Here is a 23647-nt window from a genome sequence, read left to right as displayed (position 1 = left end):
CTAGCGCCCCAATTTGGCCCTGATGGCCGCCAGCTCGGGTTCCGTTACGCCATTGTGGCGCAGGAACTCTTCGGCTTTCACGCTGTGCACAAACCGGCGCAGGCTCTTGAGCCGCGATTCGAGCAGGGGCGCGAGGACGTCCTCGGGCAAATACCGCTCATGCGGGTGCGGCACCCCTGACACGCGATGGTGTTCGTTGATGCCGCGCATGGCCCGCTCGTAACCCCGGGCAATGGCGTCCTCGCCCGCCCCGGCGAGGTCCTGGAGCATCGCCGCGATCATCCCGCTGCGGTCCCGGCCCGCCGAGCAATGGATCACGACGCCGCCGCGCGCCGCCGCGACAGCCCGAAAGACCGCGGCGAGCTTCTCCGGGAAAATCCGGGCATTGTCTGCATAGGACGCCGGATGGTTCAGGTACGGAACGCACAGCTCCTGAAACTCGCTGTTGCCCGGATCCTCGGTGGGGGCGTGCACGATGTCGAACGCCGCCAGGGTCTCCGCGCTTACCAAGGGATCAGTATCGCGGCGGCGGATCTCGTCCGGGTTGCGGAGGTCAATCACTGTCCGGATGCCGCCGTCGTAGGCCTGTTGCCAGCCGGCCTCGGTGAGCCACTCGCGGCGTCCCATCCGGAACACGCTGCCGGCGGTGTGCCAGGCGTTGACCGCCCCGTCCCATTCGACAGGCTTCAAGAATTCATCCACCCTGCCAGCTAACCACGTGGTCCGAGTAGTCGACAGCCGGAAATCAACGTAGCCCCGGTTCCTGGCTGGCGCAGAAACGCGTAGGCCCTACCGTGTCCGGCAGTTCAGTGCCGGCGTACCGTGGCCCCATGACTGCCCGGAGCTGAGGGTCGAAGCTCCCACAGTCTGTCCGCCAGCCGGGTTTCCGGGAGGCCCCGCTGGCCGCCACCGCTCGGTGTGCCGGCAGGCCGCTCCCGCCGTTCCGACCCACAAGGGGACTCATCATGAACACTGCGACAATCAGGCGCTGGTCCGGACGACTGGCGGGGGCGGTCGCCGCCGTCGCGCTGGTGGCGGGTTTCGCCGCCGCGCCTGCCACGGCGGCCCGCCCGGATCCCGTCTATATCGCCCTTGGCGACTCCTACGCGGCCGGTACCGGGGGCGGGGCGTACACGCCTTCCGCGGCCGGACTTCCCGACACGTGCCTGCAGACCGCAGCGTCCTACCCGGCAGTCCGCAATGCCACGCTGAACCTGGGGTGTTTCGGCGCCACGACGGAGGACGTCTCCGACGTCGCCACCCTCTACGCACCAGCGCTGGCGGCTGCCACAGTCGTTACGGTGACAGTGGGCGGAAACGACATCGATACGGGCCAGGTGGCCCTCGCCTGCACGGCCTCGGCGAGCTCACCGGCCTGCAAGGCGGCCCTCTACAACTCACTGGTAGTGAAGCTCCGCGAACTGCCCGGCAAGATCAAGGAGATGGTGAAGACCGTCAAGAGCAAGGCCCCGAATGCCAGGATCGTGCTGACCGGCTATCCCCGGCTCTTCACCGTGAGCCCCGGGCTCACCGCGGAGCAGGCACAGGCGGCCCGGTCGATGAATGCGGCGGCCGACCTGCTCAACGCCACCATCGCATTCTCGGCCCTGCTGAACAGGGCCGGGTACGTCAGCGTCACTGAGAAGTTCGCCGGCCACGGAATCGGATCAACAAACCCCTGGATTGTGGCGCCGACAGGTCTTTGCACCCTGGCGATCAATTGCAGCCCGAGCCCGTTTGACGCTTTCCACCCCACCGCCACCGGCTATTCCGGTGGCTACGCCGCGGCCCTTGCGGCGGTTCGGGTCCCCTAGCCCTGGCCCGCGTCCGGCAGACCCGGCAGCGGCTACCGCTGCCTGGCGATCCGAAACTCGAGGGCGTTGCGGACCATCGGCCATTCGTGTTCCAGGATGGAGTACACCACGGTGTCCCGCAGCGCGCCGTCGCTGCTGCGGGTGTGGCTGCGGAGCACACCGTCCTGTTTGGCGCCGAGCCGCGCGATCGCCTCGCGTGACTGGTGGTTGAGCCAATGCGTGCGGAACTCGACGGCGGGGCAGCCCAGCGTTTCGAAGGCGTGCCGCAGCAGCAGCAGCTTGGAGTCCGGGTTGCTGCCGCTGCCGTGCGCTGACGCCGCGTTCCAGGTGGAGCCGATCTCCACCCGGGGCGTGGCGGCGTCGATGTTCATGTAGGTGGTCATGCCGATCACCCGGCCCGGACCCCCGGTGGCGGGGTCAAGCAGCCGCGTGGTGAAGGGCAGCATGTCGCCGCTTTCCTGCAGTGCCAGGCGCCGCTCGATCTCGGCGGCCATCTGCTCCGGGGCCGGCACGCTGGTGTACCAGAGCTGCCACAGGTCGCCGTCGCGGGCCGCCTCGACGAGGCCGTCGTGGTGGTCCGGGCTCAGCGGCTCAAGGACGACGTATCTGCCGGTCAGCGTGATGGGGGCAATGGAAGTCACCGCACCATCCTAGGGGCTTGGATAATCGCCGGTCAGCTGGTCCAGTCGAAGAAGCCCTTGCCGGTCTTGCGCCCCAGCTCGCCGCGGGCCACCTTGTCGCGCAGGATCTGCGGCGGCGCGAAGCGCTCACCCAGCGTGGAGGCGAGGTATTCGGCAATGCCGAGGCGGACGTCCAGTCCGACGATGTCCGTGGTCCGCAAGGGCCCTGTGGGGTGTTTGTAGCCCAGGACCATAGCGTTGTCGATGTCCTCGGCGGACGCCACGCCTTCCTCGACCATGCGCATCGCCTCGAGGGCAATCGCGACCCCGAGCCGTGAGGACGCGAAGCCGGGTGCGTCATTGACGACGACGGCGGTCTTGCCCAGCGCCTCGACCCAGCCGCGGGCCGCCTGGGTCAGCTGCTCCGAGGTGTGCCCGCCGAGGACCACCTCGATCAGGGTGGACGCCGGCACCGGGTTGAAGAAGTGCAGGCCCAGGAAGTTCTGCGGGCGCTGCAGCTCGCCGGCCAGGGCGTTGACGGAGATGGAGGACGTGTTGGAGGCGAGGTAGGCGTCGTCGGACAGCCGTTCCTCGATTCCCCGCAGGGAGGCCACTTTCAGGTCCCAGTCTTCGGGGACGGCTTCGATGACCAGCTGGCGGTCCTTGAAATCGTCGTAGTCCACCGTCACGGAGAGCCGTGAGACCATCTCGTCCAGGTTGCCGTCGATGGCGCCGCGCTCGATGCTCTTGGCAGCCGCCGATTCCACCCGCTCGCGGGCAGCCTCGGCGGACTCCTCATCGCGTTCGACGACGAGGACGTTGGCGCCGTTGATCAGGAAGGCGTGGGCGATGCCGGCCCCCATGCGGCCGCCGCCGAGCACCCCGACGGAGTCGGGAAGGTTTGAGGGGTGTGCAGAGTTGCTCATCTTCAGTTCTTCTCCTGCTCGGACGTTGTGGCTGGCTTCTTGGCAGCCTTCTTATCGGATTTCTTATCCAAGAAAGCCTGCATGCGGTCGAACTTGGCCTGGGACTCAAACAGGATGCCCTGCGCCAGCTGGTCGATCAGGGGGTGTGCCTCGGCTGGTGCGTGGAACACTGACTTGGTGATCCGGACGGCCAGGGGATCTTGGCCGGCAATCCTGTCGGCCAGGGCGTGGGCCGCCGCCATCAGTTCGGATGCCTCGTGGATTTCGGTGATGAGGTTGACGGCGAGGGCCCGGTCGGCGCGCAGCACGCTGCCGGTCAGCAGGATTTCCTTGGCCACCGGCTCCCCCACGAGCTCCTTCAGGCGCCAGCTCGCACCGGCGGCGGCGAGGATGCCCAGCCCCGTCTCCGGGTTCCCGATCCGTACTGACGGTGTGCCGATCCGGAAGTCCGCCGCGTACGCCAGTTCGGCGCCGCCGCCCAGGCAGAAGCCGTCCAGGGCCGCGATGACCGGCATCGGCAGCTTGGCGATCCGCACAAAAATAGTGGAGTTGATGCCCTGCAGGGCGTCGTCGCGGCGGCGTTCGCGCAGCTGGCCGATGTCCGCCCCGGAGGCGAAGACGCCTTCCGTGCCTGCGATGATCAACACCTTCGGGGTCTGCTCCAGCGCGGCGCAGACGGCGTGCAGCTCGTCGACCATCTGCTGGTCGATGGCGTTGCGGACCTCGGGCCGGTTGAGGAGCACCACCAGCCGGTCATCGCGCTCGTCAACCAGGAGTGTGCTGAAATTCTGCGGGTTGAGGCCCGTCGCCGGGGCCGCCACTACACCCGCTCCAGCAGCATCGCGGTGCCCTGGCCCACGCCGATGCACATGGTGGCGAGGCCGATCTTGGCGTCTTCACGCTCCATCCGGCCCAGCAGGGTGATCGCGATCCGTGACCCGGACGAACCCAGCGGGTGGCCCAGGGAGATTGCGCCGCCGTCGCGGTTCACGGTCTCGGGGTCCAGCCCGAGCCGCCGCATGGTGGCCAGCGACTGGGTGGCGAAGGCTTCGTTGAGTTCGACGGCGCCGAGGTCGCCGACGCTGAGTCCGGTCCGGGCCAGCACCTTCTGGGTGGCCGGGACGGGGCCGATGCCCATGATTTCGGGTTCGCAGCCCGCGGAGGCGCCGTCGATGATCCGGGCGCGCGGGGTGAGGCCGAGCCTCTCGATGGCGGCTTCGGAGGCGACGATGATCGCGGAGGCGCCGTCGTTGAGGGTGGAGGAGTTGCCGGCCGTGACCACGGAGCCGCCGGCGACGACGGGGCGGAGGCCGGCCAGGATGTCCATCGTGGTGCCGGCGCGGGGGCCCTCGTCGGTGTCGACGACGGTTTCGCCCTTGCGGGTTTTAACCGTGACCGGGACGATTTCGTCGGCGAAGCGGCCGGCGGCGATGGCCGCGAGGGAGCGTTCGTGGGAGCGGACGGCGAAGGCGTCGGCGTCCTCGCGGGTGATGCCGTCCACACGGGCGACTTCCTCGGCCGTCTCCGGCATCGAGTAGGTCATCTTGCCGCCGCGGGAGAGCTCACCCTTTTGGAACAGCGGGTTGGCGAAGCGCCAGCCGATCGAGGTGTCAAAGATCTGGCCCGGCTTGGCGAAGGCGGCCTGCGGCTTCTCCTGGACCCAGGGGGCGCGGCTCATGGATTCCACGCCGCCGGCGATCACGATGTCCGCGGCTCCCGACTTGATCATCTGGCTGGCCATGATGATGGCGCTCAGGCCCGAGGCGCAGAGCCGGTTCACGGTGATGCCGGGGATGTGCAGCGGGAGGCCGGCCAGGATGGTGGCCATCCGGGCGACGTTGCGGTTTTCCTCGCCGGCGCCGTTGGCGTTGCCCAGGATGACCTCGTCGATGCTGTCGGGGTCCAGCCCGGCCCGGGCCACGGCCTCGCGGACCACGAGGGCGGCCAGGTCATCAGGGCGGACCGCGGAGAGTGCCCCGCCGTAGCGGCCCACCGCGGTGCGGGCACCGCCTACGAGAAATGCCTGTGGTCCTGCTGCTGATGCCATGGGTACACCCTTCACGCGATAAACGTCTCTGTCATCGAAAGAACTTTGATCGGCGGCGGCCTTCACGTTCAATCCGCGGAGCGCGCCAATTTACCGACCGTTCGTTCTATAAAGATTACACGGCGCGGCAAGGGGGTCAATCAGACCACCGCTGGATTACGCAACCACGACGCCGAGATGGCTCGCCATGAGCGGGGCCAGCAGGCCGAGCTGGTAGTCATCGATCACGAGGCCGGCGAGACTCTCCAGGCCGCTGATGGCGCGGAAGTCCGTGCCGCGGATGTCGAAGTTATTGAGCCTGGCTCCGGCGACGTCAAGGGTGCCGATGGTGCAGTTTTTCAGCGCCACCCTCGTCGCCGCGCAGGAGCCCAGGTCCAGTTCGTTGATGATGCAGTCGCTGATCTGAACGTCCGTGAGCTTGGAACCGCGCAGGTTCACGTAGTCGAGTTTGCCGCCGTCGATCCGTACGGACTGCCAGCCGCTCTCGTAAAGCTCCGCGGAACCCCAGCGCGGGTTCCCGATCTCGACGTCGCGCAGGGTGCTCCGGGCCGCCATGAACACGGGGGCGTACACCTCCGCAAGGATGCAGTCGCGGAAACCCGCGCCGCGCAGCTGGGTCTCATTGAAGGAAACGCCCTGGAACTCGCACTCGGCGAAGTCGGTGCCGGCAAGCTCCAGCCCGTCGGCCGACGCCCTGCTGTACCGGACGCCGTCGTACCGCTCCCCGGATTGGAAGTCCGGGGACGGGTCGTCCCGAAGCTCGTCCAGCCGGACGGGGCTAAGCCGCGGGCGCGGTGACTTTGGGGGCTTTGGACGCCGGGGTGCTGCGGGCCACTAGAGCGACTCGGCCTTGGCCGCGATTTCTGCCAGGTCCTTGGCGAGGGCCTTGCGGGTGATGCGCATGCCCAGCTTCCCGAAGACCGCCATCGCGAGTTTGCTCATCCGGGAGGGATTGACCAGGTCGGCGCCGAACGTCATTGTCAGGTCCGTGCCGCCGTCGCGGTCGGCCAGAGTCATGCGTGAGGTGTAGTCCGCCCCGCCCTGCAGTGCCTTCACCGTGGTGCTCCGGGGCGGTTCGGACTTGGCCACCCACATCTCCACGGTTTCCGACCTGCCCATCATCGTGCGGGTCTCCTTCCAGCGCGTCCCCTCGCCGTAGGGTCCGTCACTCAGCATCTGGATCGAGTCGATGCCGGACAGGGTCGCGGCGGATCCGGGTATGTCGGAAATAACCGCCCACACCTTCTCCGCCGGGGCGTTGACGTGCTGGGTCAGGCTGATTTTGTGGTCCATGGCATCGAGCCTAGCCCGGCCCCGCGGCAGATTTCACTTCTTTCGGACCGGACACTCCCGCGGTAATCCCTTGAATTAGTAAGCATGCTTTGTGTTAGGGTGAATGAACATTGAATTTCAACCGGAGACGAAAGGTGTTCACACCATGGGTATCGGAGACAAGATTCAGAACGAAGCAGAGCACCTGGGCGGCAAGGCCAAGGAAGCTACTGGAAACGCGACGAACAATGACGAGTTGCGCGCCGAGGGCCAGAAGGACCAGGTAGTCGCAGACGCCAAGAAGGTCGGCGAGAACGTCAAGGACACCTTCAAGAAGGATTAGTCCTTCGAGACGGCGGCGCCGGACGTTCCTTTGGGGGATGTCCGGCGCCGCCTTTCTTGTGCCCGGGTTCTTGTGCGGGCGGCAGTTGATGCCTCCGGACCCATCGATTCACCACAAGTGGCCGCTAAACCACCCCGGTTAGCGGCCATTCGTGTCAATTGGGCGCATGTCGTGGGCACGGCCCCCTGAGCGCTGGTCCCGCAATCGCCCAGGCCCACCGATCACCACAAGTGGCCGCTAACCACCCCGGTTAGCGGCCATTCGCGTCAGATGGGCGCATACGACGCACGATCCCCCGCACCCTCGCGGGCAGCCCACCCCTTAAACGAACGACGGCGGGCCCCCTTACCGGAGGCCCGCCGTCGTACACGTTGGTTCTTGCCTTGTGAGGCTAGTTGAACAGCGCGTTCTTGGGTTCGTTGTTCTTGACCTTGTGCCAGCCAAGCCACAGCAGGAGTGCGAAGAACGGAATGGTCGCCAGGGTCCAGAGGCCGAGTTGGAAGACCTCTCCGGACTTGCTGGTCATGGTGTCGAAGCCGATCAGCACCGTGATGGCGAGCAGGGCGATCAGGCCGGCCCAGCTGGTCCACGTTCCACCAGGCGCGGGCAGGGACGAGACCTTGCCCTTGGTCTTGCGCAGGGCGATCTGGCTGGCGAAGATGGCGCCCCACGTGAAGATCACGCCGATGGACGCGGAGTTCAGCGCCAGGTCGAAGGCGTATGAGCCGCCGAGCCAGATGTTGAGCAGGATGCCCACGAGGTAGACGCCGCCGATCGCCAGGATGGCTGCGTACGGCACGTGGCTCTTGGACATCTTGGTCAGCCACTCCGGAGCATGTCCATTGTTGGCCATGGTGCGGAAGATCCGGCCGATCGAGTACAGGCCCGAGTTGCAGGAGGACAGCGCGGCGGTGATGACGATCATGTTCATGACGTCGCCCATCCAGGCGAGGCCCATCTGGCCGAACACGGTGACGAACGGCGAGGTGCCGGCCACATATTGGTCCGAGGGCAGCAGCATGGCCAGGAGGGTCACGGAACCGACGTAGAAGACCACGATGCGGAAAACGACGGCGCGGATGGCCTTGGGCACCTCCTTGGCCGGGTCCTGCATTTCGCCGGCGGTGATGCCGACGAGCTCAATGCCGTTGTAGGCGAAGATCACGGCGTTCAGGACCAGGATCATGACCAGGGCGCCCTTGGGGAACATCCCGCCTTCGGCCGCGAAGAGGTTGTTGACCGAGGCGTGGCCGCCGCCCACCTGGGCGTTGGTGACCACCATGAAGGTGCCCACGGCCAGGAAGATGAGGATTGCGCCGACCTTGAGGCAGGACGCCCAGAATTCGAATTCACCGAACGCCTTGACGCTCAGGAGGTTGACGCCCACGAGCAGCAGCAGGGCCGCGATGGCTGTCAGTTCGACCGGCACGTTGGGGAAGAAGAACTGGAAGTACAGTCCGATCGCGATGAGCTCGGCGATGCCGGTCATGGCCCAGTTGATGAAGTACATCCAGCCGGACACATACGCGCCCTTCTTGCCGAACATTTCGCCGGCGTAGCTGACGAACGAGCCAGATGTCTGGCGGTACATGATGAGTTCGCCCAGCGCGCGCATCAGCAGGTAAGCGATGACGCCGGCAATGGCGTAGGAGAAGATCAGCGCGGGCCCGGTGGAGGCCAGGCGCCCGCCGGCACCCATGAAGAGGCCGACGCCGATGGCGCCGCCCATCGCGATCATGGTGACCTGACGGCCGCTCAGGGACTTTTTGTAGCCCTCGGCGCTGAGAGTCGAGTCGACGACGGCGGATTGCGCCGTCGCGCTCTTAAGTTCTGTGGGGGTCATTGATGACACAGCTGTTTCCTTGTAGGTCGAGGTATGGCCGGGGACAGGACCGTGGATTCAGGTACACAAAATTCGGCCCTGAGCCCCTTCCAAGGGCCAGGACGTGTACCGAACCTCACAAGTGTCGAAGCTCGCGCGGCTCATCTATCGTACTAGCACTCAGGACCCCGGAGTGACCCGGGCAACATCAGGCGGGTGCCATCGCTAATCAATGACGCCAAAAGGAACGGATTGCCGAAGGATGTTCGGCGAATGCCGTGGGCGGCTCCGGCTGCTAAGCCAGGGCGCCGTCCCGCATGGCATAACGGAGCCAGTTTCCGGAGCTATCCCCTGGGCGGCTCCCGGGACTGTTTTCCCCCGCGCACGTGCTGAACCATTCCCCCAGCGCGCGGTCGTGGCTGACCATGACCAGTGTGCCTGCGAAGTCCGAGAGGGCCGCTTCGAGCTGTTCCACGAGCACGGGCGCCAGATGGTTGGTGGGCTCGTCCACCAGCATCGTCCCGAACCCGCCCAGCAGGAGCCGGGCCAGCGCCAGCCTGCGCTGTTGCCCTGCGGAAAGGCTGCCCACGGGGACGTGGAATTCGCTGGTCCGGAACAGCCCCAGGCGCAGCAGCGCCTCGGCGTGCTCATCGATGTTGCCGCCCAGGCCCGAGGCAAAAGCGGGCAAGAGCCGCAAACCCGGGCGCTGCGGGAGCTCCAATTCCTGTTGCAGGTAGCCGATGCGGCCGTGCCGCACGACGGTTCCCTGGCGGGCCGTGCATCAGGACCTTGCGCATCAGGAGCACGGCCTCGTCGCAGAGTTGCGGCAGGGCGTGCAGGTCATGGGTGGAGACCAGGATGGTGCAGCCGTCCGCGGCGAGCTCCTTCAGCAGGCGCGTGATGGTTGCCTCGGAGCGCTTGTCCACCCCGGCGAACGGTTCGTCCAGGAGCATCATGGTGGCTCCCTGGGCGATCCCCCGGGCCACGAAGGCGCGCTTCTTCTGGCCGCCGGAGAGCTGGCCGATCTGCCGGCCGGCGAATTCGGACAGTTCCACCCGGTCCAGGGCAAGGTCGACGGCGGCGCGGTCCACCGTGGAAGCGCGGCGGGTGAACCCTTGGCGCCCGTAGCGGCCCATCATCACCACGTCGCGAACGGACAGCGGGAACTGCCAGTCCACGTCCTCGCTCTGCGGGACGTAGCCGATTCCCCCGGCCTTGCGCGCCTTGGCCGGCGGTTCACCGTTGATCAGGACACGGCCGGCGTCGGGCTTGACCATGCCCATGATCGCCTTGAACAGCGTGGATTTGCCGGAGCCGTTCATGCCCACCAGGCCGCAGATCCGGGCAGCGTCAAGGGACAGCGACGCGGCGTCGAGCGCCAGGACGTCGCCGTAGTGGACGGTGACGTTGTCCACCAGGATGGCCGGACTGCTCATGATGCCGCTCCTGTAAGACCTTCGGTAATGATCTTGGAGTCGTGCCGGATGAGGTCCAGGTACGTGGGGACCGGCCCGTCCGCCTCGGACAGCGAATCGACGTAGAGCACCCCGCCGAACGTCGAGCCCGTGGCTCCCACCACCTGGCGCATTGGTGCGTCCGAGACCGTGGACTCGCAGAAGACGGCGGGGACCTTGTTGGCCTTCACGAATTCGATCGCTTTGGTGATCTGTTGCGGGGTGGCCTGCTGTTCGGCGTTGACGGCCCAGATGTAGACCTCACGGAGGCCGGCGTCGCGCGCCAGGTACGAGAAGGCGCCCTCGCATGTCACGAGGGCCCGCTGCGCCTCGGGGACGGTTGCGAGCTTCTGTACCATTTCGTCCTTCACGGCCTGCAGCTTGGCCTTGTAGGCCGCGCCGTTCGCCTCGAAGACCGCGGCGTTGTCCGGATCCAGCTTCGAGAATGCCTTCACCATGTTGTCCACATAGATTTGGACGTTGACCGGCGACATCCACGCATGCGGGTTCGGCTTGCCCTGGGAGGAGTCCTCACTGATGGACAGCACCTCCACGCCCTCGCTCACCACGGCGTGCGGGACGTCCAGGCCTTCAACAAACTGGCCAAACCACGCCTCAAGGTTCAGGCCGTTGTCCAGGATCAGGTCCGCCTTCGACGCCTTACGGATGTCCCCCGGCGTGGGCTCGTACCCGTGGATTTCCGCGCCGGCCTTGGTGATGGATTCGACCTGCAGCTTGTCCCCGGCCACGTTCTGCGCCACGTCGGCCAGCACGGTGAAGGTGGTCAGCACCACGGGCTTCCCGCCCCCCGTACCGTGGCCGGCGCCTTGGCCCTGGGCGGCGCCTCCGCAGGCGGCCAGGGACAGGCAGAGAAGAACGGCGGCGACGGCGGCTCCGGCAGTTTTGAGGCCGCGTCCGGCGGCGCGGAGGCAGCGGGTCCGGCGGACAACTTCGGTTCCCGAAACAAATATTTAGGCACGCCGAATATCCTACGTGACCACGCCGTCCTCCCCCGGCGCTAGGCTGGGGGCATGGGCACCGTTCTCCGCACACCACCCGCACCGCGGCCGGAACTTTACCGGTTCTCGCGGCTCGATTTCTTTACGGCTGGCCTCTATGTGGCCGTGGCCGTCTTCTTCGCCGTGGCCGGCGGGCTGCTGGTCCCGCTGATGCTGCAGTTGTCGCCGAACCCGGCCGTGGCGTCCTACTCGGTCAACCTGATCTTCTATGGCGGCATCGGGATCCTGGCCCTGGCCGCCGTCCGGCAGGTCGCGGCCCGGGACCTTCGGGTCCTTGCCACCAGACCGTGGTTCACCATGCTGATGGTCCCCCTCGCGGTGGTGGCCATGATGATCCTCACGGCGATCTTCGTCTCGCTGACCGGTCCGCCGCAGACGTCCGCCAACCAGGCCGGCCTGCAGGCACTTATGCAGCAAGTGCCGGCATGGCTGATGGTGCCCCTGCTGGTGATCGTGGGTCCCTTTGTGGAGGAATACATCTTCCGGCACCTGCTGATCGGCAAGCTCAGCCGGCGGGTCAACCTGTGGGTGTGCTGCGCCTTGTCCGTGGTGCTGTTCGCGGGCCTGCACATCGTGGGCCAGGAGGACCTGACCCTTCCCGTGCTGATGCCCTACCTCGCGATGGGCGCCGTCCTGGTGTTCGTGTACGTCTGGACCGGCAAGAACGTGATGTTCTCCTACTTCGTCCACGCCTCGAAGAACCTGCTCGCCGTCATCTTCATCTACGCCATCCCGCCGGACCTGATGGAGCAACTCCAGAACGTCCAGCCCTGAGCCTGGCGGCGCCACTGCGGCTCGGCGCTCGGCATCATCGCCCAGATCGTTGCCTTAGTCCGGAGTCTCGGTGGCCGCGAGGGCAAAGACTCCCCCGGCACACCCTGAGGTCCGGCATCCCGCCCCGCGCCGCCGTCGAACATCCCGCCGTCGGGAGCGCCGCCGTCGACTGTGCAGTTGACGGCAGTCCCGGGCGGAAACACTGCCGCGAAATGCCAACTCGCGCGGATTGTCAGGAACCGGCACCCCTACCGCCGCACCCGCCGACGTCGTAGGTTCTTTCCATGACACTCAACATCCAGATTGCCGTCGACTGCCGGAACCCGCATGAGCTCGCCGACTGGTGGGCCGAAACGCTCGAGTGGGCCGTGGAGCCGCAGGACGAGGCCTTCATCCGCTCGATGATCGCACAGGGCTTCGCCACGGAAGCCGAAACCAAACTGCACCAGGGCAAGCTGGTGTGGGGTGCCGGGGCCGCCATCCGTCCGCCCGAGGAACTCGACTCCAAATCGCCCGAGCGGCGCATCCTCTTCCAGACCGTCCCGGAGGAAAAGACCATCAAGAACCGGATCCACTGGGACGTCAGGCTCGCCGGCCCGGACAAGGACGAGGCGCGCGCCGCCCTCGAAGCCCGGGGCGCCACCTTCCTCTGGACCGCCAGCCAGGGGCCGCATTCCTGGCACACCATGGCGGACCCGGAAGGCAACGAGTTCTGCATCAGCTGAGGCGATTACTAGACTCGGACTGTGAGCAACGAAATCCCCGCCAAGGTGTCCGACGTCTTTGACCCCACCCGCTGGCGCACTGTGTCCGGCTTCGACGACTTCCAGGACATGACCTACCACCGGCAGGTGGAACGTTCCGCGGACGGCGCCGTGGTGCGGGACCTGCCCACCGTCCGCATCGCCTTCAACCGGCCCGAGGTGCGCAACGCCTTCCGCCCGGGCACCGTGGACGAGCTGTACCGCGCCATGGACCACGCCCGGATGACCCCGGACGTGGCCACCGTGCTGCTCACCGGCAACGGCCCCTCCGCCAAGGACGGCGGCCACTCGTTCTGCTCGGGCGGGGACCAGCGGATCCGCGGCCGTGACGGGTACCGGTATGCGGAGGGTGAAACGCAGGAGACCATCGACCCCGCCCGCGCCGGCCGGCTGCACATCCTCGAAGTCCAGCGGCTCATGCGCACCATGCCCAAGGTGGTCATCGCCGTCGTCAACGGCTGGGCGGCCGGCGGCGGGCATTCCCTGCATGTCGTCTCGGACCTGACTATCGCTTCCCGCGAACACGGCAAATTCAAGCAGACCGACGCCACGGTGGGCAGCTTCGACGCCGGCTACGGCTCCGCGCTGCTTGCCCGCCAGATCGGCCAGAAGGCCGCCAGGGAGATCTTCTTCCTGGCCCGCGAATACTCGGCCGAGGACATGGTCCGCATGGGCGCCGTGAACGAGGCCGTAGACCATGAGCGGCTCGAAGAGGTCGCGCTGGAATACGCCGCGGACATCGCCCGGCAGTCCCCGCAGGCCCTCCGGATGCTCAAGTTTGCCTTCAACCTGGCCGACGACGGCCTGGCCGGCCAGCAGATCTTCGCCGGGGAAGCCACCAGGCTCGCGTACATGACCGACGAGGCGGTGGAGGGCAAGGACGCCTTCCTGGAGAAGCGCGATCCGGACTGGTCCAGGTTCCCGTACTACTTCTAGTCCCCGTTCTCCACCGAAGGCAGCCCCTTGACCTCCCAGCATCCGAACATCGAGCCCGCGCTCAAGGCGCTGGCGGACGCCCTCCACAGCGAGGGTCCCGCCGTCGAACTCTCCGCCGGCCCCGATGGAAACGTTGTGGTCTCCGCCGTGGACACACCGGGCTACGAGGACGCCGCCGTCGTGGTGCGGACCTCCGGCTCCACCGGCACGCCCAAGGCGACCGTCCTGACCGTCGACGCCCTGGCGGCGTCCTCCATGGCAACCGCCGTCGCGCTGAAGGGCGAAGGCCAGTGGCTGCTCGCCCTGCCCGTGCAGTACGTGGCCGGCGTCCAGGTCCTGGTCCGCTCGCTGTTCGCCGGCACCCGGCCCTGGGCGATGGACCTCAGCGGCGGGTTTACCCCCGAGGCTTTCACCGAGGCGGCGCTGGAAATGACGGACAAGATCCGTTTCACCTCGCTCGTGCCCACCCAGCTGCAGCGGCTGCTGGACTCGCCGTCGGCCGGGACGTTGGCTGTGCTGCGGCGCTTCAACGGGGTGTTGCTGGGCGGAGGTCCTGCGTCACCCGAGCTGCTGGCCGCCGCCCGCGACGCCGGCGTGCGCGTCGTGACCACCTACGGCTCGGCCGAGACCTGCGGCGGCTGCGTGTATGACGGCGTCCCGCTTGAGAACGTGCTGGCCCGGGTGGATGCGGACGGCCGGATCCTGCTCGGCGGAGCCACGATCGCCGCCGGCTACCTGGATGCCCCGGAACTGAGCGCTGAGGCGTTTGTGGAGGACGACGGCGTCCGCTGGTACCGGACCAACGATCTCGGCGAGCTGGACGCCGACGGGAAGCTGACCGTCCTGGGCCGGGCCGACGACGTCGTCATCACCGGCGGCGTGAAAGTATCCGCCGCGCATGTGCAGGCGGAGCTGGAGAACCTCGACGGCGTTCGGGCCGCCTTCGTCGCCGGGGTTCCGTCCGCCGAGTGGGGGCAGGCACTTGCCGCGTACGTGGCGCTGTCCGACAGCTCGCCGGAAGGCATCCGGGGCTTCACCGCATCGGCTGCCTGGGCCCCGGCCCTGGGCCCGATGGCCCCGAAAACCGTGCTCGCCGCCGGTGAACTTCTGATGCTCCCGAACGGGAAACCGGACCGCCTGGCGATGACGGTTCGGCTCACAGAGCTGCATCAGGGAAAATAGAACCGCCGGGCACTCCCGGCCTCACCAAACCAACAAGAGGTACTGAACGTGGCAACAGCCGCTCAATGGATCCAAGGCGCCCGACTGCGCACCCTGCCGGCCGCGATCGCGCCTGTCCTGATCGGCACCGCGGCCGCGTACGAGATGGACGCATTCCTGCCGCTCCATGCCGTGCTGGCCGCGCTGGTGGCCCTTCTGCTGCAGATCGGCGTGAACTACGCCAACGACTACTCGGACGGCATCCGCGGCACCGACGAGGACCGGGTGGGGCCGCTCCGGCTGGTCGGCTCCGGCGCCGCGAAGCCCGAGCACGTCAAGTACGCCGCGTTCGCCGCGTTCGGGCTGGCGATGGTGTTCGGACTGGCCCTGGTCATCCTCTCGCAGACGTGGTGGCTGATCCTGGTGGGCATCGGCTGTGTCCTCGCGGCGTGGGGGTACACGGGCGGGAAGAACCCTTACGGCTACATGGGCCTGGGCGATTTGTTTGTGTTTGTGTTCTTCGGCCTGGTCGCCACCCTGGGCACGACCTACACGCAGGCCGGGCAGATCAGCCTCGCCGCCATCATCGGCGCGATCGGGACGGGCCTGATTGCCTGCGCGCTGCTCATGGCCAACAATGTCCGTGACATCCCCACCGACCGGAAGGCCGGGAAAAAGACCCTGGCCGTGCGCCTCGGCGACAAGCACGCCCGCGAAGCCTACGTGCTGATGCTCGCCGTCGCGATCCTGTTGCCGATCGTGCTGGCGCCGACCCGGCCGTGGATGCTGATTGTGCTGCTGCTGATCCCGGCCAGCCTGATGCCGTCCTGGCTGATGATCGCCGGCCGGCGCCGCAAGAGCCTCATTCCGGTTCTCAAGCAGACCGGGCTGATCAACCTCGGCTACGCGGTGCTGTTCTCACTGGGCCTGGTGCTGAGCCACGGGTTCTAGGGGTAGCACGCGCATGCGGTGAGCCAGACGTCGTCGGGGATCTACTCGCCGCCCGGCCCCTCAGGTCCCTGCAGGGCTAGTTGTCCTTCGGGCGGCTGTCCGTGTGAACGGTGATGTCCGGGTGCTCGTCGACCAGGCGGTCTTCTGCGTCGGCGTCGTCCACTTCCCCGGCGCTGCGCAACGGCTTGGCATTGCCTGAGAACCGCTGGTGGAGCGATGCGGCGGCGGCGTCGCGCTGCTTCTGGAAGAAGAGGAAGCTGATCGCGAACGCCATCATTCCCGCGCAGAGGACGGCCAGGAACCATCCGAGCTGGAGGTAGACGAACAGCGCGAACAACGGCGCGAAGAGCACCAGCCGGATCAGGGAGTATTTCAGGAAAGCCACGCTCCAAGTTTAGCCGCCCGGCGGCGGCCGGGCCCGCCGGCCTGCATCGGGGCCCTCCGCTCGCCCTGGGGGATGCTCCGACGGCGGTCCTCGAAGGCCGGCATATCGGAAGAAGCCGGAGGCTCCCCCGGAGGCTAGACTGATTACATGCTCCGCGTAGTGATTGTCGTCGCCGTTATCGTCGTGTTTGTCTACGGACTCGTCGACGTGATCCGCACTGACCCTCGCGAGACAAAGGGCATTTCGAAGCCGGCCTGGATAGTGGTGCAGATCGTCCTGCCGGTGATCGGTGCCATCCTGTGGTTCCTCATTGGCCGGCCGCGCGGCACCAGCCCGGCGCGCCCCGCTTACAGCCACCCGATCGCGCCCGACGACGACCCGGACTTCCTGCGCAACCTCGAACTCCGCCGCCGCAAGCAGGCCGAAGCAGACCGGCTCAAGAAGCTCAAGGATGAGTTGGACGCCAAGGAGCGCAAGGCCGACGACGCCAAGGGCACCCACGACCCCCGCGGCTCCGAGTCCGGCGAGGCCTCCGGCAGCGGCGACACGCAGGGCACCGACGAGGTCAAGTAGCAGTTTCCTCGCCGTTCTTTCGCTGCATTGCCCTGCACTCCGCTGCACCGCCCTGCACTGCACCGCACCGCACCGAGAAGAGTGCGAGCGGTGGCAGGGAGAGATCCCTGACCCACCCGCTGCGTGACGACTCGCCGCAGGCCCCTGCAACCGTGCTCGCCTGCCCGGCCGGCGACCCGACCAGCGATCGATCCTTTCGGTCCGTCGCGACTGTGAAAAACTCGGAAGATGGATCACATGGCCACCACTCTGCAAATAGACCGCGGTGGCGGAGCTGAAGCAATCCGCGAAGCCGCTGCCATTTGGTCCGAAGCGACAGCACTTCGTGACGGGTCGCTGATGGCCAGAAAAGTTGAAGAGCTGATTCCCGGTGTCCGGCGGAGACTGCGCCTTGACGAGGCTGAACTGTTGATCGCCAGATCCAGCGGCGACGCCGCGGGGTTCACCGTGTACGCGCCCCGTCAGGACACTGTGGAAATTTTCTACCTTGCCGTGCACCCAGATGCTTGGGGTAAAGGCGTCGCCGGCCAGCTCCTGGGCGAGGTGGAAAGGCGTGCAAGCGAGATGAACCGCAGGATGCTTGAGTTGTGGGTCATAGACGACAACGAACGCGCGATCAACGTCTATGCGCACAATGGCTTCGTTAGAACCGACGATACGAAAGTGGTTACAAGCTCAACACGCACCGAACGCCGTTTGCTCAAACAACTCTGAGGGCCAGTGACGGGCGCGAATGTCACCCCGCCGACTTGGCTATCACTCCGGCGGACCGACACCGATGCCGGGCACACACCTGAATTCGCGCAACAGTCACACACCCCGAGACGCAGTCGTTGACTGCCTTATTTGAGCGAAGCCGACGGTAGAATCGCGGCGACCCTGCTCCCTCATGGAGCAGCGCCATATTCGATTACTGGGGGGACAGAATGTTGCTGATGCTGGCCGGAACCGAGGGTGCGAATCCGATCATCCCCACAGCGTGGGAAGTCATGGTCATCGTTGCGGGGGCGATAGTTGCCGCCCTTTTCATTTGCGCGCTGATCAGCATCGCACGGAGTAAGAACCACACGCCCACTGGCAGGGCGCTTTGGCTATTGGTCGTGTTCGCACTCCCAGCCCTTGGCCCAATGCTCTGGTTCCTCATGGGACGGGCATCGTCACCGACAGGACCGGCTCCCTCCTGACGGCCTGAGCCTGTGGTGGCCGCCTGGCCCACAGGGACATCTCCTCCACTCTGTGGATAACCTCCTAGCGCCCTCCCATCGGGGCCAGAATGCTCGTATGCATCAGCCCAGCGAGCTTCCCCCGCAGCTTCGACACCGGCCCTTCACCGTGGCCGAGGCCCACACCTCCGGGCTGAGCCGACGTCGGACCAGGGCCCGGGATCTCATCAAGCCCTGCCACGGAGTGCGCGCCGCGGTGGCCACTAAGGACAGCCTGCTGGAACGATTGCGTGCCCTGGCTGCCGTGACCGGCGCCGTCGTGAGCCACCTGTCTGCAGCAGTGCTGTGGGGATTTTCCCTGCCACTCGCATTGGAGGACCTGGCGGTTGTCCATCTGACAAGCGCGCCGGGCCGGCGGGCCGTTCGCTACAAGAATGTCGTGGGCCACCAGCAGTCACTCGAACCTGATGAGATAGTGGCCGGGGTCAGGGTGCGCTGCACGTCTCCGCTGCGGACCTGGTTTGACCTCGCCGGCATCCTGAGCCTCGACGATCTGGTGATTGCCGGCGACTTCCTGCTGCGCCGGAGGAGCCCGCTGACTTCGGTCGATGCCCTGGACGCATTCCTCGCAGGGAAGCAGGGCAGAGCAGGCTACCGGTGTGCCCTGCGTGCCCGGGCCCTGATGCGCGAGAACACCGACTCCCCCAAAGAGACCGAACTCCGGCTTCTCCTGATCCGTCACGGTCTGCCGGAACCCCGAATCAACGTCCCGATTTTCGACGAAACCGGCGGATGGATCCAGGACCCGGACCTGTCCTACGAGCGGGAGAAGATCGCGATCCAGTACGACGGCGGGCATCATGCCGGTCCTTCGCAGCGCCGCAGCGACATCTACCGGGACGAAAACGCCAGGGATGCAGGCTGGCGCGTTGTGGTCCTGACCCAGCGGGACCTGGACCCGTTCGCACCAGGCATGGAACCGACAGCCGTGACCCGGGTACGGGCGGCGCTGACGGAGCGCGGCTGGACGCCCGAACCGCGTCGGAGCCCAAGGCGTACCGCTCCTATCCCGCCGATCTGACACGAATGGCCGCCACCCGGGGCGGAATAGCGGCCACATGTGGCAAACGGACGATGTCCTGGCCAGCACCGCACCCGCCCGGCCACCCATCTGACGCGAATGGCCGCCAATCACACCTCAGCACCGGCCATCTGACACGAATGGCCGCTAACTGGGGCGGAATAGCGGCCACATGTGGCAAATCGGTGCTGGACGGAGTGGCGAAAGGGCTATTTGTGGCAAATCGCTGGACTGTGTGGGTGCTGGAGCTCTGGCAAGCACCCCCGGCTTTGGAGGCCGCAGTCTTCCTAGATAGAGGGGACCGCCACCCCACGGCCACCCATCTGACGCATATGGCCGTTAATCGGGGCGGAATAGCGGCCACTTGTGGCGAACGGGTGGGGATCTGAGTGGCGTAGCGGCCGTTCGTGGCGAATCGACGGAGTAAGTAAGCCCGTGCCACCCTGGCATGAAGTCCACCCGCTGTTTCCCCACAGAGCTCGAACCCCCGCTCCCAGTTGACGCGAATGGCCGCCATTCACACTTCAGCACCGTCCATCTGACACGAATGGCCGCTAACTTAGGCGGAATAGCGGCCACTTGTGGTGATTGGATGAAGATCGAGGTGTTTAGCAGCCGTTCCTGGCAAATCGACGCAGTGCATCGGCCAGCCCGGCGCCCATCAGCCGCGAGTGGCCGCCAACCTGGCCATCCCCGGCCGCGCGGCCACCCATCTGACGCGAATGGCCGCTATCCGGGCGGCTTAGCGGCCATTCGTGGCTACTGGGCGGATCGCGGAGTCTTGAGACCGCGGTTTACAGCCCCGAGTAGGAGTGCAGGCCGTTGAAGAACTGGTTCACGATGGTGAAGTTGAAGACCACGCAGAGGTATCCGACGATCGAGAGCCAGGCCGCGCGGGTTCCGGTCCAGCCACGGGTGGCGCGGGCGTGCAGGTAGCCGGCGTAGACCACCCAGATCACGAACGTCCAGACTTCTTTGGTGTCCCAGCCCCAGAAGCGGCCCCAGGCTTTCTCGGCCCAGATGGCGCCGAACATCAGCGTGAAGGTCCAGCCGACGAACGCGATGGCATTGATCCGGTAGGAGAGGTTCTCGAGGCTCAGCGCGGACGGGACAAGGCGCATGAAGCCCAGCTTGTCGCCGCCGCCGGCCGCGATGGTCTTCTGCCGGTGCGACTGGACCAGCTGAAGCGCGGACATCGCGAACGTCAGGGTAAACAGCGCCGAGGAAAGTACGGCGATCGAGACGTGGATGATCAGCCAGTAGCTCTGCAGCGCGGGAACGAGGTGGCCCACCGGGGTCCAGTACGCCACCGAGGCAGCAACCAGCATAATGATCGCCAGGCCCACCACGAACGTGCCCAGGAAGCGCAGGTCACGGCGGACCAGGACCAGCAGGAAGACGGCCACGGCCACGAACGCGCCGGTGGTCAGGAACTCGTACATGTTGCCCCACGGCACGCGGCCCGCGCCCATGGCCCGGGTGATGACGCCGGCTGCATGGATGGCGGCACCCAGTACGGTCACGGCGACGGCGACCCGGGCGGGGACGCGGCGCTCGGCGGCGGAGTAGCGCATGGCGCCGTCGGCGGTCCGGCCAATCCCGGCAGTGTTCCCGGCAGCGGCACCAGCGACGGACGACGTCGGGCGTTCTGCCCGGCCGACAGGCCCGGACACGTCCGCGTCGGCCCGGTCCACAGCACCGGAGGAGGACCCGACGCCGGCAGCCACCGGAACGCGGGCGGCGTCGGCACCCGACAGCTGGGCGGCCTTCAGGTCCACGGCGCGCAGCGTCTTGCTGCTCTTGGCCAGGTCCCACGCGAAGGCGATGAAAGCCACCGTGTAGGTGCCCGCCGCGAGGAGCATAAACAACTCGCTGTACTGGCCCATGGTTTCATTGATGGGGAGCATTACTGATCCTTCTTTGACTCGGAAGAGCCGGCTGTTGACTGGATGAAGTCTGCTGCGGGGTGGTCCGTCGGGACCTGCGAAGCCCCGGCACCGGGCAGCTTGGTATCCGCCCCGTCATTATCCGCTGTTCCGCTGGGAGCTGACTGGGAGTCCCCAAGATCCCAGGCACCCGCGAGCAGTTTGCGGATGGCCGCTGCCTCCCCGGCCAACCGGTGGTCCTCGCCGCGGGCCAGGAGACCGTATTCGACCATGGTGCGGCCGTCGTCATGGGTTCCGGTCCGGACCCAGACGCGGCGGCGGTTCACGTACAGCGAGGTGACCAGGCCGGCCACCGCCAGGAGCGCGAAGATCAGGGCGTACAGCTGGCCCGGATTGTGGTGGATGTCGACGCCGACGTAGCGCTTCACGCCGTCGAAGCTGATGGAACCCTTGCCGTCGGGCAGGGTGTAGCTCGCGCCCGGGGCGAGGGTGATGCCCCCGGCGTCGAGGTTGCGGGCGTTGAGCGGTGTGAGCTTCTTGACGTCGAGTTCGAAGACGTTCTGCGGGGCGCCGTCGTCCAGGCCGAGGTCGCCGTAGTACGAGTTCAGGGTCAGCTGCGGGTTGAACAGCTCCGGATCGCCGCTGAAGGACACGCCCTCGTCGGTAATGAACGCGGTGGGCAGGAAGAAGCCGGCGAAGGCGAGCTGCTCCGGCTTGGCATCCGGGACCTTGATGACGACGGACGAGTAGTAGTTGTCGCCCTGCAGCTTGGCCACCACCGGTCCCTGCATGGCGACGTTTCCGGCGCCGTCGCGGATGGTGACCACCGGGGCGTAGCCGTTGCCGGTGAGGTACATACTGGTGCCGCCGAGGGTGAGCGGATCGTTGACCTTCAGCACCTCTTTCTTGGCAGGCGCATCCGGGGTTTCCTTTGTGGTCACGTCAGCCTTGAAGTCAATGGGCTGGCCGTTCTTGCCCCGGGACTCCCGGTCGAAAGTGATCTGGAACTTGTCCAGCTGGACCGAGTACGGCTGCAGTTGGCTGCTCTGGAAATTGGTGCCCGGGGTGAACTGGTCGTACCCGACGAGGGTGTTGACGAAGGTGTCGCCCTCGACGAGGATCCGCTGCCCGCTGTAACCGAACAGCCCGCCGATTGCGACGGACACCAGCACGCCGATCAGCGAGGTGTGGAAGACCAGGTTGCCGACTTCGCGCAGGAAGCCGCGTTCGGCACCGATCGAGGGCCGGGCGCCGTCGCGGTCGCGGACGTCAACGCGGTAGCCGCGCTTCTTCAGCACTCCTGCGGCGTCGGCAATGGCGCGCGACGCCGGGATCCCGGCGTCGGCGGGGATCACGAGTGTGCCGTATTCGGGCAGCCGGGACAGCCGTGCGGGTGTCCGCGGGGGCTGGGAACGCATCGCCTTGTAGTGTGCGATGGCGCGCGGGACCACACATCCGATCAGCGAGATGAACAGCAGGATGTAGATCGCCGAGAACCACGCCGAGGAGTACACATCGTAGAGCTGGAGCGCGTCGAGGATCTTGCCGTAGTCCGGGTGGTCCTTGATGTACTGCGTGACGGTCGAGGGGTTGGCGGGCCGCTGCGGGAAGAGCGAGCCGGGGACCGCGGCCACGGCCAGCATCAGCAGCAGGAACAACGCGGTGCGCATGCTGGTCAGCTGGGTCCAGGCCCAGCGGAGCATGCCCATCGGGCCGAGCGCGGGCAGGACAGCCTCGGCCTTCGCGGCGGCGACGGGACTTGCGCCGCCCCGCGCGGCGGCGGACTGGGCACCGGCACCGCCGGACTGGGCACCGGCAGGCGTGCCGTCGGGCTCAGCACCGGTGCGCTTGGTGCCGTTGGCTGGGAAATTCTTCTCTTCGTTCACTCGCTCGCTCATCAGATCGGCAATTTCACATCGGTTTGGAACCAGTACTGCAACTCGGACACCCAGGTCCCCCACACGCCGGTGGCCATCAGCAGGCCCAGCCCCACCAGGATTCCGCCGCCAATGCGCTGGATGGCGAGGCGGTGCTTGCGGAAGAAGGACATCACGCCGATGCCGCGGCGCACGGCCAGGGCAATCAGCAGGAACGGGATGCCCAGGCCGAGGCTGTAGATAAACGCCAGGAACGCGCCCTTGGCCGCCGACGACCCTCCGGAGAGGCTCAGCAGCTGGACCGCGGAATAGGTCGGGCCGATGCAGGGCGCCCAGCCCAGGCCGAAGGTTATGCCCAGCAGCGGCGCACCCCACAGCCCGGCCGGCGGCCTGGACTGGATCTTGGCGTCGCGCTGGAGCCAGCCGAAGCCGCCCATGAACACCACACCCATGATGATCACGAGGATGCCCAGGACCTGGGTGATCCAGGCGTTCTGCGAGCCGGTGATCAGCGTCCCCAGCTGCCCGAACGCGCCGCCGAGCAGCACAAAGATCACCGAGAAGCCCAGGACAAAGAGCCCGATGCCGGCCAGCATGCGGCCGCGCTTCTGCTTCTGGAGGTCGACGCCGGTCAGGCCGGTGACGTAGCCCAGGTACCCGGGCACGAGGGGCAGCACGCAGGGCGACAGGAAGGAGACGAAGCCGGCGAGCAGTGCCACGGGGATGGCAAGCAGCAGCGATCCGCTCAGGATGGCTTCGGCGAAGGGGCTGTTCACGGT

The 23647-nt window shown here is 66.7% G+C and carries 26 protein-coding genes; 11 read left to right on the top strand and 15 right to left on the bottom strand.

Annotation, left to right across the window (positions count from 1 at the left end; translation table 11 throughout):
• Nucleotides 1-690, bottom strand: a complete 690-nt coding sequence (locus AC1DC5_RS00660) for a tyrosine-protein phosphatase (RefSeq protein WP_441406360.1) — start codon at nucleotides 688-690, stop codon at nucleotides 1-3.
• Nucleotides 691-965: 275 nt separating this feature from the next.
• On the opposite strand from AC1DC5_RS00660, the gene AC1DC5_RS00655 reads away from it, so the two are divergent.
• Nucleotides 966-1814 carry an SGNH/GDSL hydrolase family protein gene (locus AC1DC5_RS00655; RefSeq protein ID WP_476863856.1) on the top strand — a complete coding sequence of 283 codons (849 nt, stop codon included), beginning with the start codon at nucleotides 966-968 and terminating at the stop codon, nucleotides 1812-1814.
• A 32-nt stretch (nucleotides 1815-1846) separates the two neighbouring features.
• Here the strand turns inward: AC1DC5_RS00655 and AC1DC5_RS00650 are convergent, their stop codons facing one another.
• From AC1DC5_RS00650 to AC1DC5_RS00625, 6 genes are all read right to left on the bottom strand, one after another.
• Entirely contained in the window at nucleotides 1847-2455 is a 609-nt protein-coding gene (locus AC1DC5_RS00650; protein ID WP_476863855.1) for a GNAT family N-acetyltransferase, read from the bottom strand.
• A 32-nt stretch (nucleotides 2456-2487) separates the two neighbouring features.
• A complete protein-coding gene (locus AC1DC5_RS00645; protein ID WP_441406363.1) occupies nucleotides 2488-3360 on the bottom strand; it encodes a 3-hydroxyacyl-CoA dehydrogenase family protein in 873 nt (290 codons plus the stop codon).
• A 2-nt stretch (nucleotides 3361-3362) separates the two neighbouring features.
• Nucleotides 3363-4181, bottom strand: a complete 819-nt coding sequence (locus AC1DC5_RS00640; protein ID WP_476863854.1) for an enoyl-CoA hydratase/isomerase family protein — start codon at nucleotides 4179-4181, stop codon at nucleotides 3363-3365.
• A complete protein-coding gene (locus AC1DC5_RS00635; RefSeq protein ID WP_441406365.1) occupies nucleotides 4181-5407 on the bottom strand; it encodes a thiolase family protein in 1227 nt (408 codons plus the stop codon). Before AC1DC5_RS00635 ends, AC1DC5_RS00640 begins: the two co-directional genes overlap by 1 nt.
• 156 nt (nucleotides 5408-5563) lie before the next feature.
• Nucleotides 5564-6175 carry a pentapeptide repeat-containing protein gene (locus AC1DC5_RS00630; RefSeq protein ID WP_476864152.1) on the bottom strand — a complete coding sequence of 204 codons (612 nt, stop codon included), beginning with the start codon at nucleotides 6173-6175 and terminating at the stop codon, nucleotides 5564-5566.
• Nucleotides 6176-6241: 66 nt separating this feature from the next.
• Complete coding sequence (locus AC1DC5_RS00625) at nucleotides 6242-6700, bottom strand: SRPBCC family protein (protein ID WP_441406367.1); 459 nt, start codon at nucleotides 6698-6700, stop codon at nucleotides 6242-6244.
• A gap of 145 nt (nucleotides 6701-6845) precedes the next feature.
• Between AC1DC5_RS00625 and AC1DC5_RS00620 the strand changes: the two genes are divergently transcribed.
• Complete coding sequence (locus tag AC1DC5_RS00620) at nucleotides 6846-7022, top strand: CsbD family protein (protein ID WP_069949555.1); 177 nt, start codon at nucleotides 6846-6848, stop codon at nucleotides 7020-7022.
• 391 nt (nucleotides 7023-7413) lie between these two features.
• Here AC1DC5_RS00620 and AC1DC5_RS00615 read toward each other — a convergent pair whose 3' ends face one another.
• From AC1DC5_RS00615 to AC1DC5_RS00600, 4 genes are all read right to left on the bottom strand, one after another.
• A complete protein-coding gene (locus AC1DC5_RS00615) occupies nucleotides 7414-8874 on the bottom strand; it encodes an amino acid permease (RefSeq protein WP_476863853.1) in 1461 nt (486 codons plus the stop codon).
• A 265-nt stretch (nucleotides 8875-9139) separates the two neighbouring features.
• Nucleotides 9140-9601, bottom strand: coding sequence for an ATP-binding cassette domain-containing protein (locus AC1DC5_RS00610; RefSeq protein ID WP_476863852.1), 462 nt, complete (start codon nucleotides 9599-9601; stop codon nucleotides 9140-9142).
• On the bottom strand, nucleotides 9492-10280 hold the full coding sequence (locus AC1DC5_RS00605) for a metal ABC transporter ATP-binding protein (protein ID WP_476863851.1): 789 nt from the start codon (nucleotides 10278-10280) through the stop codon (nucleotides 9492-9494). Before AC1DC5_RS00605 ends, AC1DC5_RS00610 begins: the two co-directional genes overlap by 110 nt.
• Nucleotides 10277-11158 carry a metal ABC transporter substrate-binding protein gene (locus AC1DC5_RS00600; RefSeq protein ID WP_476864151.1) on the bottom strand — a complete coding sequence of 294 codons (882 nt, stop codon included), beginning with the start codon at nucleotides 11156-11158 and terminating at the stop codon, nucleotides 10277-10279. Before AC1DC5_RS00600 ends, AC1DC5_RS00605 begins: the two co-directional genes overlap by 4 nt.
• Nucleotides 11159-11329: 171 nt before the next feature.
• On the opposite strand from AC1DC5_RS00600, the gene AC1DC5_RS00595 reads away from it, so the two are divergent.
• The 5 genes from AC1DC5_RS00595 (at nucleotide 11330) to AC1DC5_RS00575 (ending at nucleotide 15903) form a co-directional block, all read left to right on the top strand.
• Nucleotides 11330-12091, top strand: coding sequence for a lysostaphin resistance A-like protein (locus tag AC1DC5_RS00595; RefSeq protein WP_476863850.1), 762 nt, complete (start codon nucleotides 11330-11332; stop codon nucleotides 12089-12091).
• A gap of 284 nt (nucleotides 12092-12375) precedes the next feature.
• A complete protein-coding gene (locus AC1DC5_RS00590; RefSeq protein ID WP_476863849.1) occupies nucleotides 12376-12816 on the top strand; it encodes a VOC family protein in 441 nt (146 codons plus the stop codon).
• Between the two features lie 21 nt (nucleotides 12817-12837).
• Nucleotides 12838-13791, top strand: a complete 954-nt coding sequence (locus AC1DC5_RS00585; protein WP_476863848.1) for a 1,4-dihydroxy-2-naphthoyl-CoA synthase — start codon at nucleotides 12838-12840, stop codon at nucleotides 13789-13791.
• A gap of 27 nt (nucleotides 13792-13818) precedes the next feature.
• Complete coding sequence (locus tag AC1DC5_RS00580) at nucleotides 13819-14973, top strand: AMP-binding protein (protein ID WP_476863847.1); 1155 nt, start codon at nucleotides 13819-13821, stop codon at nucleotides 14971-14973.
• Nucleotides 14974-15021: 48 nt separating this feature from the next.
• Entirely contained in the window at nucleotides 15022-15903 is an 882-nt protein-coding gene (locus AC1DC5_RS00575; RefSeq protein WP_441406377.1) for a 1,4-dihydroxy-2-naphthoate polyprenyltransferase, read from the top strand.
• A 76-nt stretch (nucleotides 15904-15979) separates the two neighbouring features.
• On the opposite strand, the gene AC1DC5_RS00570 is transcribed toward AC1DC5_RS00575, so the two are convergent.
• Nucleotides 15980-16288 carry a DUF4229 domain-containing protein gene (locus AC1DC5_RS00570; RefSeq protein ID WP_441406378.1) on the bottom strand — a complete coding sequence of 103 codons (309 nt, stop codon included), beginning with the start codon at nucleotides 16286-16288 and terminating at the stop codon, nucleotides 15980-15982.
• 147 nt (nucleotides 16289-16435) lie between these two features.
• Between AC1DC5_RS00570 and AC1DC5_RS00565 the strand changes: the two genes are divergently transcribed.
• The 4 genes from AC1DC5_RS00565 (at nucleotide 16436) to AC1DC5_RS00550 (ending at nucleotide 19105) form a co-directional block, all read left to right on the top strand.
• Nucleotides 16436-16861 (top strand): PLD nuclease N-terminal domain-containing protein, encoded by a 426-nt coding sequence (locus AC1DC5_RS00565; RefSeq protein WP_476863846.1) that lies wholly within the window; start codon nucleotides 16436-16438, stop codon nucleotides 16859-16861.
• Between the two features lie 237 nt (nucleotides 16862-17098).
• A complete protein-coding gene (locus AC1DC5_RS00560; protein ID WP_476863845.1) occupies nucleotides 17099-17575 on the top strand; it encodes a GNAT family N-acetyltransferase in 477 nt (158 codons plus the stop codon).
• Between the two features lie 212 nt (nucleotides 17576-17787).
• Nucleotides 17788-18045, top strand: coding sequence for a PLD nuclease N-terminal domain-containing protein (locus AC1DC5_RS00555; RefSeq protein WP_476863844.1), 258 nt, complete (start codon nucleotides 17788-17790; stop codon nucleotides 18043-18045).
• A gap of 97 nt (nucleotides 18046-18142) precedes the next feature.
• Entirely contained in the window at nucleotides 18143-19105 is a 963-nt protein-coding gene (locus AC1DC5_RS00550; protein WP_476863843.1) for a hypothetical protein, read from the top strand.
• Between the two features lie 794 nt (nucleotides 19106-19899).
• Here AC1DC5_RS00550 and ccsB read toward each other — a convergent pair.
• Genes ccsB through AC1DC5_RS00535 form a run of 3 tightly spaced genes read right to left on the bottom strand, consistent with a single transcriptional unit; the run spans nucleotide 19900 to nucleotide 23644 of the window.
• Complete coding sequence (gene ccsB, locus AC1DC5_RS00545; RefSeq protein ID WP_441406381.1) at nucleotides 19900-21012, bottom strand: c-type cytochrome biogenesis protein CcsB; 1113 nt, start codon at nucleotides 21010-21012, stop codon at nucleotides 19900-19902.
• Nucleotides 21012-22889 carry a cytochrome c biogenesis protein ResB gene (gene resB / locus AC1DC5_RS00540; protein WP_476863842.1) on the bottom strand — a complete coding sequence of 626 codons (1878 nt, stop codon included), beginning with the start codon at nucleotides 22887-22889 and terminating at the stop codon, nucleotides 21012-21014. The genes ccsB and resB overlap by 1 nt, the downstream gene beginning before the upstream one ends.
• Complete coding sequence (locus tag AC1DC5_RS00535) at nucleotides 22889-23644, bottom strand: cytochrome c biogenesis CcdA family protein (RefSeq protein ID WP_476863841.1); 756 nt, start codon at nucleotides 23642-23644, stop codon at nucleotides 22889-22891. Before AC1DC5_RS00535 ends, resB begins: the two co-directional genes overlap by 1 nt.
• Nucleotides 23645-23647: the final 3 nt, after the last annotated feature.

Source organism: Arthrobacter sp. 10L424, from assembly GCF_056395325.1.
This window is presented reverse-complemented; position numbering and strand designations above follow the sequence as displayed.